Origin of the sequence: Natrinema sp. CGMCC1.2065 (assembly GCF_051225675.1) — an archaeon.
Classification (GTDB): domain Archaea; phylum Halobacteriota; class Halobacteria; order Halobacteriales; family Natrialbaceae; genus Natrinema; species Natrinema thermotolerans.
The window spans coordinates 45,956-54,412 of the sequence record NZ_JBPJSJ010000023.1 but is presented as its reverse complement, the minus strand read 5'-3'; the positions used below and the strand labels follow the sequence as shown (position 1 = coordinate 54,412).

Below are 8,457 nucleotides of genomic sequence, written 5' to 3'. Positions count from 1 at the left end.
CGACCGTTCGGTCACCCGGCGAAGCGCGTCCGGCCGGCCGAGGACGTACGCGACGTCGCCGGCCGCGAGTCGCACGTCCCCGGCCGGCAGCGGCCGGTGTTCGGCGTCACCGTCACCCTCGCGCTCGAGCGCGAGGACCAGTACCGGCAGCGAGTCGACCGCCAGTCCGACGAGGGGGTCGTCGGCCTCGACGGTGATCGATCGGACCGTCTCGTCGGCCGCCCGCAAGAGGGAGACGAGGTCGCGCTCGGCGTCGGGACTGCCCGGCAGCGTCACGAGCCGGTAGTCCCCATCGGGTGCTATATCGCGGGCGTCCTCGGCGTCTATGGCGACGGTCGCGACGTCGCCGGCGGTTCCGCGGAGTTCCCCGCCCGCGATCCGTCGGGCACCGCCGTCCTCGCCGCGAGCCCAGAGACGGACCGCGTCGCCGGGGCTGGCGTCGGCCGCGGGATCGCCCTCGAGCGCGACGGCGACGGTCCCCGGCGCGAGCGTCGGGCCGATACCGGCCGGCCGGCTACCCACGGCGAGGAACGCGACCGTGCCGTCGGGCTCGAGATCGACGTCGACGTGACCGATCCCGAAGTCGCGCTCGAGGCGGGCCACGAGCCGCTCGCGCAGTTCCGCGTCGGTAAGCCGCCGGGGGAGGAGAAACGTCTGCCCGGCGAGGTCGGCCTTCACCGACTCGTCGACCGGGTCGTAGCCCTCGATGTCGTCGATCTCGTCGGGAAGTTCGACCGTGACGACCCGGCCGGCCGAGCGGACGAGTTGGGTGACCTCGGTGATCGTCCGCGGGGTCGCAACCATGAACACGTCCCGGGCGAGGTAATCGCCCAGCCGCCGGCCGCCGTCGGCCGCGACCGCGCTGGCGGCGAAGGCACCGACCGTGTAGATCGCGGTTCCGGGCTCGAGCAGGCCCGTGTTCCCGATGATCGCCTGCTGGAGCGCCGTCTGAGTGTTCAGCCAGATCGCGACGAGCGCGACGCCGAACAACACCGCGATGCCCTCCGGGATCCCGTCGGCGCTGTACCACCGATAGACGAAGGCGACGCCGGCCCCGCTGCCGGCCGCGAGCAGGGCGAACCCGAGGATCCGGACGACCGCCTCGAGCAGCGTCTCGGTCGGGACCGCCGCCGCGACGATCGCAGTCATTGCGCGATCGCCTCCGCGAACGCCTCGACCGCGTCGTCGGGACCCGCGACGAACGCCTCGTCGCCGGCCTCGAGCCGCCGTTCGATCCCGGGGGCGAACACCCAGCCGTGGCGACGTTCACCGGTCTCGCTGCCCTGTCGACGGACCGCAAGGACCGTCACGTCGGTCCCGGCGATCGTCTCGTCGGTCGCCCCGATCGGGCCGACGGTCAGTCGTCGGATGGCGTACCCCTCGCGTTTGACCAGCGAGAGCGCCTCGAACTCGCGGCTGGTGCCCCGCGAGCGCACGACGAGCCGCGGCGACTCGGCCTCGAGGACCGGCTTTACGTCCCGACGGGGGACGGCAATCGTCACGCGGCCCGAGCCGCCGGCCGTCGCCGCGTGCGGTTTCGCCGCGGGGGTGGGATCGGGGTCCGCGCCGCCGTCGGGCGCGACCGCGTCGGCAGGCCCCGACGAACCGTCGTCGCCGTCGATCTCGTCGTCGGTCTCGGTACGGGCGCTGACGACGGTCCCCCCGATCGAGCGGTCGCCGACGCGGACGCTCACCACGTCCCCGCCCGCGAGTCCCGTCGGGACGAGCGTCGTCAGCGAGACGGCCCGCCGGCCCGCCGGGACGCGCCGGGAGAGACCACCCGAAGGCGGCGCGGCCGTGATGGTCGCCCGAGCCCGTTCGTCGATCGCGACGGCGACGTCCGCGAGATCGTGATCGGTCCGCAGGCGCTCCTCGAGGCGGGCCTCGAGTTCCGAGAGCGGGAGGTCGGCGGGGAGCCGCCACGACCCTGCCTTCAACGTCCGGCGAAGGTCGGCCGACAGCGGCGGGTAGCCTTCCATGTCGTGGATCTCACCGGTGGGACGCACCGTGACCTGGCCGACCGAGCCGACGAGTTCGACGACGTCGGCCGAGAGGGTCCGCTGGCGCAGCGAGGTCAGCGAGAGCCGACGCGGGAGTTCCGCACCGAGCTTGTCGCCCTGGTTGTGGGCGTACAGCGCGAGCATGAGGACGACCAGCACGGCAACGAGCAGCCGCGGTGACTGGGCGATGGTGGGTTCGACGAGCCCGAGCAGTCCGCCCTGGACGCTGGCGATCGACAGCGCGAGGACGACGACACCGAACCCGGGCAGGGTAACGCCGGTGAAATACCGGACGAGAAAGCCGAGCGAACCGGCGACGAAGGCGGGAACGATACCGGTCAGGAGGCCGAGATAGAGACCGAGCAACACTTCGACCGGAAGGGATGGCATTGTGGGCCAGTGGGCCGGAGCGGTTAAATTAGCACCGGCAGCCGTCTTCGGCTCGAGCGGCGATCCCCCGAATTCCGAACGGAGACGTTTAACTGACGCCGTCGCTCACCGGTGTGTATGGCCGACGACCGGTCGCTTCGAGGGCGACTCCCGGACGACTGGCAGCACGTGCTGACGACGCGGGCGACCGTGATCCTCGTCCTGCTGGTCGCGCTGCTCTCGGTCGCCACTGCGGTCATCAACATCTGGACCCCGAACCCGGGGCCGCTCCACGGGTACGTTCCCGAAGCGATTCAAAGCGCCGCCGCGTTCACCGGGGCGCTCACCGGGTTCATGATGGTCGGCAGTGCGCTTGCCCTCCGACGCGGGCTCCGCGCCGGCTGGTGGGCGACGCTGCTGTTGCTCCCGGTGACCGCGGGACAGGGCCTCCTCCAGTCGAGCCAGTACTCGGTTCCGCTGGTCGTCCTCTCGATCGTGTCGATTCCGGCCCTCCTGTTGACCCGCGGCCGGTTCGACAAACCGCTCTCGCTGACGACGACACAGATCGCGGCCGGCGCGGCACTGGTCGGCGTCCAGCTGTACGGCACCATCGGCGGCTACGCCATGCGGGAACACTTCGACGGGATCAACAACATTCTCGATGCCTTTTATTTTACGCTGATCACCTCGAGTACGGTCGGCTACGGCGACGTCACGCCGAATCAGGAGTCGATCGAGGGGATGTTGTTTACGATGTCCGTCCTCATCCTCGGCGTGGCCAGCTTCGGTATCGCCATCGGGGCGCTGGTCGGCCCGCTCATTCAGGACCGCATCTCGAAGACACTCGGAAAGATGACCGACTCACAGCTGCAACTCCTCGAGGACCACATCCTCGTCCTCGGCTACGGCGAACTGACGGAACCGATCGTCGACGAACTGGCCGACGGCGGCCGCAAGTTCGTCGTCGTGACCAGCGATCGTGAGGTCGCGACGGACCTCACCGACCGCGGCATCTCGGTCGTCACCGGCGACCCCAGCGACGAGGAGCCGCTCCGGCGTGCAAAGATCGACCGGGCGGCCGCGATCCTCGTCGCCACGAACCACGACGCCGAGGACGCGCTGGCGATCCTAACGGCCCGCGAACTCGCGCCGAACACCCGCATCGTCGCCGCCGCGACCGACCGCGAGAACACGAAAAAACTCGACCGGGCCGGCGCGGACGCGGTGATCAGCCCCTCGGTACTTGGGGGGCACCTGCTCGTACGATCGGCGCTTGGCAGCGACGAGAGCGTGCTGATCGACCGCATTCTCGAGCGCGAGTGACCTACCGTCGGCGACCCCGATGGACGATCGCCACGTCCGCCTCCAGATCGCTGAGCTTCCGGAACGTCGGCGGGGAGACAAAGCGGGAGGCCGCCGAGCGGTCGGTACTCGAGCCGACGAAACAGACGTCATAGCGGGGCGCGATGCGGGCGAGGTAGTCCTCGACGGCGGCGGTGACCACGTGGGTTTCGAAAGGACCGGCAAAGGCATCGACGAGATCCGCGAGCGTCCCCTCGGCCGCCCGACGGCGCGACTCCCGATCGATGCAGGTACAGACGCTGATCGGCCGGCCGGACTCGGTCACCCGAATCGCGAAATCGAGCATCGCGCGAGCGGTGTCGCCCGCACCGCGAACTGCGACGAGGCCGCTCCGCCAGCGCGTCCGCCGCACGCCGTTCGAGCGGAAGACGATCGTATCGATCTCGCCCTCGAACAGCCCGGTGATAAACGACGAGAGGCCGCCACCCTCGCGTTCGGCGTAGGGCGTGACGATGAGATCGCAGTTCTCCGCTCGCGCGGTCTCGAGGACGAGCCCCGACGAGAGGTCACTGTCGGCCGCGACGACGACCTCGCAAGGGACGTCGTATGCGCTCTGGAGGTCAGTCGCGAGCGACTCGAGGCGGCGGCCGGCGTCGGTGGCCGCGCGTTCGGCGGGCGTCGGTTCGTCCGGGTCGCCGTCGGCCGAGGCGTCCGGTTGCTCGTCGTCGACCGTCTCAACGACGTCGAAGAGGACCACCTTGCCGGCGTCGTGGGCCCCGGCGATCGACGCGGCGAAGCGAGCGACCGTCTCCTCGCAGTCGGTCATCGGGACGAGGACGTGATCGTCGCCGCTGGTCGTCCGATAGAGATAGCGGGCGCGTTGCTCGTAGAACCGGTCGCGCCAGACGACGAACGCGGCCGCGACGAACGAACTCGAGATGACGATCCCGAGGACGTAGGCCACCTGTGCGTTGCCGGTCACGAGAACGAGCAGGGCCGTCGAGAACGCCGTCGGCACCTCGAGATCGAGCGCCCACGTGCAGACGCCGGTACAGAAGACCCCGAGTGCGGCACCCCAGGCGCTGATGCCGCCACCCAGTCCGACGGCCGCCGTCAGCGCGAGCGCGAGCCAGCCACAGCAGGCCCCGACGGTCATCCCGCCGACGAACTTCCCCGGGGAGGCGTACTTCCCTTCCGGCTCCGCAAAGAGGGTGAAGGTCCCCGAGGCAAGCGGCGGAAAGAGCAGAAACGAGATCACGGGGGTCGCGTTCGCCAGCCACGTCACCGCGGCGATCAGCAGGGGGACGAAGACCAGCACCGACAGGTGAAGCAGGTTTCCCGTCTGCTCGAGCCATCGGACGGCGGCCTCGAGTTCACGTCGTTCCAGTCGTCGAAGCCGCCTTGCGAGCGCGCGGAGTCGCGCACGTACCCCCTCGAGCATGGGATGCGTTGCTCGAGCGACGACCAAAACCGTTTGGCTTCTCGCACGGGCGATCAGCGAAGCCAGCGAGGATCCACGAACTATTCGGGTGCGCCCTCGAGAATCTCGACCCCGCTCGAGGCCCCGATGCGTTCCGCCCCGGCCTCGAGCATGGCCACGGCGTCGTCGTAGCTGCCGATACCGCCGCTGGCCTTGACGGGGAGGAAGTCGCTCATGAGGGCGACGTCGTCGACGGTCGCGCCGCCCCCGCCGAACCCGGTCGCAGTTTTCACCATCGCCGCGTCGGCGGCGGCCGCGGCCTCGCAGGCCCGCCGTTTCTCCGCGTCGGTCAGTAGCGGGGCCTCGATGATGACCTTGACCGGAATCGGAACGGCCGCGACCAGGTCGGCGAGTGCCGTTTCGACGGCCTCGTCCGCACCGGCCTGCAGCCGGCCGACGTTGATCACCACGTCGAGTTCGTCCGTCCCGTCCTGCCAGGCTCCGACCCCTTCCTTGCGTTTCGCCGCGGGCGCGTGCTGGCCGTGGGGGAAGCCGACCACCGTCGCGAGGGTCACGTCGGGGGCGTAGTCGGCGGCCATCTCGACCGCGTACGGCGGGATACAGGCGTTCATCCCGTACTCGGTCGCCTCGTCGAGGACCCGCCGAACGTCGGCCGGCGTCGTCTCGGGACCAAGCACCGTGTGATCGATCAGGGGGGCGAGTTCGCTGCGCTCCATACGCGGGGCGACTCGGCGAACGGGCAAAAAGCCGGTCGGTCGGCTCGAGTCCAACGGCCGCTCGCAGTGCGGTCCGTGGCCGTCTCGGAACGCCTTTGGCCCCGGCGGTCGCCTCCTCGAGTATGAACGTCGACATCGGGAACGCGCTCGCGTCGGTCGCCTCGCCGGGCGTCTCGCGTGCGTCCCTCGAGCGACTGGACGAACAGGTCGCGGCCGCCCACGAGCGCATCGAGCGCGGCATGGCGAACGCGGATCACGGCTACGAAGCGCTGAACCTCCCCGAGCGGACCGACCCCGACGAGATCCGGGCGGCCGTCGAGCCGGTCGCCGACGCCGACGCCCTGATCACCGTCGGTATCGGCGGCAGTTCGCTGGGCGCGGCGACGATCGTGAACGCCCTCGAGTCCGACACCGAGACGGTCTTTCTGGACAACGTCGACCCCGAGTGGGTATCGCGTCGCCTCGACGGGATCGCCCTCGAGAACGCGGCGATCAACGTCGTCTCGCGGTCGGGGACGACCGCGGAGACGCTGGCGAACTTCCTCGTCGTCCGAGCGGCCTTCGAGGACGCCGGCGTCGACTGGACCGAGCGGACGATCGTCACGACCGGCGAGTCGGGGCCGCTGCGGAACCTCGCGGATCGCCACGACCTGCCGTCGCTGAAAGTCCCCGACGGCGTCCCCGGCCGTTTCTCGGCGCTGTCGGCCGTCGGCATGGTCGCCGCCGCGGTCTGTGGCCACGACCTCGAGGCGCTGCTCGCGGGCGCGGCCGCCGAGCGCGAGTCGCTTTCGGGCTCGCTGTTCGAGTGTCCGGCCTACGCCTACGGCGCGACGACCTACGCGCTGGACGGCCGCGGCGCGGGGATCAACGCCGTGATGCCGTACGCGGAATCGCTCGAGACCTCGGCGGAGTGGTTCGCCCAGCTGTGGGCCGAGAGCCTCGGAAAGGACGACCTCGGTCAGACCCCGGTGCGGGCGCTGGGGGTCACCGACCAGCACTCCCAACTGCAGCTCTACCGGGCGGGCCCGCGGGACAAGCTCGTCACCTTCGTGACGGCCGACGCGGACGCGGACCGGTCGATCCCCGCGACCGACGTCGAGGAACTCGCGTACCTGGGCGACGCGACGCTTGGCGACCTCCTCGAGGCGGAGTTCGAGGCCACCGAGGCGAGCCTGGCGGCGGCCGGGCGGCCGAACGTCCGCGTCGAACTCGAGGCCGTCGACGAGTACGAACTCGGCGGCTTCCTCTACGGGATGGAGGCCGCCTGCGTCCTCGCAGGGGAACTCTACGGCGTGAACACCTTCGAGCAGCCGGCCGTCGAATGGGCCAAGAAGGCCACCCGCGGGCTACTCGGCGGCGGCGAGTTCGAGGAGGCGGAAGCGGTCGCCGAGAAGACCGAGCTTCGAGTCGAGCGGTAGCCGACCGGGCCGACCTGAACCCGTCGTCCGGTTGCGGTGTGCATATGGGCCCTCGGACGAACACTCACGTATGACCGAGACTGCACGGGCCGACGACGCCGGCCCGGTCGCGTCCGGCGCGATCCCGGGTATCGGAACCCTGCTGGCCGGGCTCACGTTGGTCGCCATGTTCGTCCCCGTTCGCAACGGCGTCGACGACCCCAGTGTCTGGGCCGGCACCGGCCTGGCCGTCGCCGCCGTCCTCGCCTTCCTCGTTCGCCGCCACGGCTCGCGCGAACCCCGGCTCCTCGCGGCGGTCGCCGCCGGCTCGAGCGTCGGCGTCGTCCTGCTCGCCGGCTACGCGTTGAATCAAGGGGTCACGACGTCGCTGCTCTCGATACCGATCGTGTTCGTGGCGTTCGTGACCGCCGGGCTGACCGTCGGCGTCGCGGTCGCGGACTTCTTCGGCATCGGCGTCGTCGGGCTCAAGCGCCGGACCAGCCAGGCCCTCGTCATGACGGGGGTCGGCCTCGTCGGGCTCATCCTGCCGCAGCTACTGATGATTCTCTTTGCCGCACCGGTCTATCCGTTCCTCGAGACGCTGCCGGAGATCGAGCGGCTCGTGGCCACCCAGCTCATCACCCAACTCGGCGTGGTCATCGGCACGGCGATCGTGGTCGTCGCCTTTCTTCGCTGGACGGACCGGGGGCTGTCGTTCATCGATCTCCGGTGGCCCACGCTGCGGGAGGTCGCCTGGACCGTCGGCGGCCTCATCGTCCTCTTCGGCGCGCTGTTTGCCATCTCGACGCTCATGCAGTCGACCGGCGTCGAGAGCGCGGACCACTCGACCACCCAGCGGGCCGCGGACAACCCCGAACTGATGCTGCTCATGGTGCCGATCGCGATTCTGATCATCGGGCCGTTCGAGGAGGTCCTCTACCGGAACGTGATCCAGAAGTCGCTGTACGAGACGTTCTCGCGGTTCGGTGCCGTCGCGGTGGCAAGCGTCATTTTCGCGGCGGTCCACGTCCTCGCGTACGCCACCAACGGGCTGGGCGCGGTCATCGCCAGTCTGGGGACGATCTTCGGGCTCTCGATCGTCCTCGGTGTCATCTACGAACGAACGGAGAACCTCCTGATCCCGGCGCTGGTCCACGGGTTGTACAACGCGTTGACATTCCTGAACCTCTATTTCATCCACGCCTGAGCGCGGGACTGCCGACGCTTACGGG

7 protein-coding genes are annotated in these 8,457 nt (G+C 70.0%); 3 read left to right on the top strand and 4 right to left on the bottom strand.

Annotated features, from left to right (window positions below):
• Both ACSBP4_RS17745 and ACSBP4_RS17740 read right to left on the bottom strand, forming a co-directional pair.
• Positions 1 to 1,149 (bottom strand): TrkA C-terminal domain-containing protein (locus ACSBP4_RS17745; protein ID WP_435553009.1); only part of this gene is annotated, 1,149 nt, incomplete at its 3' end.
• Positions 1,146 to 2,390: a potassium transporter TrkA gene (locus tag ACSBP4_RS17740; RefSeq protein WP_435553008.1), complete on the bottom strand. Its 1,245-nt coding sequence runs from the start codon at positions 2,388 to 2,390 to the stop codon at positions 1,146 to 1,148. The genes ACSBP4_RS17745 and ACSBP4_RS17740, both read right to left, overlap by 4 nt.
• A gap of 117 nt (positions 2,391 to 2,507) precedes the next feature.
• Between ACSBP4_RS17740 and ACSBP4_RS17735 the strand changes: the two genes are divergently transcribed.
• Positions 2,508 to 3,692, top strand: coding sequence for an NAD-binding protein (locus ACSBP4_RS17735; RefSeq protein WP_049965031.1), 1,185 nt, complete (start codon positions 2,508 to 2,510; stop codon positions 3,690 to 3,692).
• Position 3,693: 1 nt separating this feature from the next.
• Here the strand turns inward: ACSBP4_RS17735 and ACSBP4_RS17730 are convergent, their stop codons facing one another.
• Positions 3,694 to 5,112, bottom strand: coding sequence for an HPP family protein (locus ACSBP4_RS17730; protein ID WP_006650047.1), 1,419 nt, complete (start codon positions 5,110 to 5,112; stop codon positions 3,694 to 3,696).
• A gap of 80 nt (positions 5,113 to 5,192) precedes the next feature.
• The gene (deoC, locus tag ACSBP4_RS17725; RefSeq protein WP_049965033.1) at positions 5,193 to 5,828 is read right to left on the bottom strand and encodes a deoxyribose-phosphate aldolase; all 636 of its coding nucleotides are present in this window, start codon (positions 5,826 to 5,828) and stop codon (positions 5,193 to 5,195) included.
• Between the two features lie 122 nt (positions 5,829 to 5,950).
• Between deoC and ACSBP4_RS17720 the strand changes: the two genes are divergently transcribed.
• Both ACSBP4_RS17720 and ACSBP4_RS17715 read left to right on the top strand, forming a co-directional pair.
• Positions 5,951 to 7,246, top strand: a complete 1,296-nt coding sequence (locus tag ACSBP4_RS17720) for a glucose-6-phosphate isomerase (RefSeq protein ID WP_435553007.1) — start codon at positions 5,951 to 5,953, stop codon at positions 7,244 to 7,246.
• 70 nt (positions 7,247 to 7,316) lie between these two features.
• Positions 7,317 to 8,432, top strand: a complete 1,116-nt coding sequence (locus ACSBP4_RS17715) for a lysostaphin resistance A-like protein (protein WP_435553006.1) — start codon at positions 7,317 to 7,319, stop codon at positions 8,430 to 8,432.
• Positions 8,433 to 8,457 lie beyond the last annotated feature (25 nt).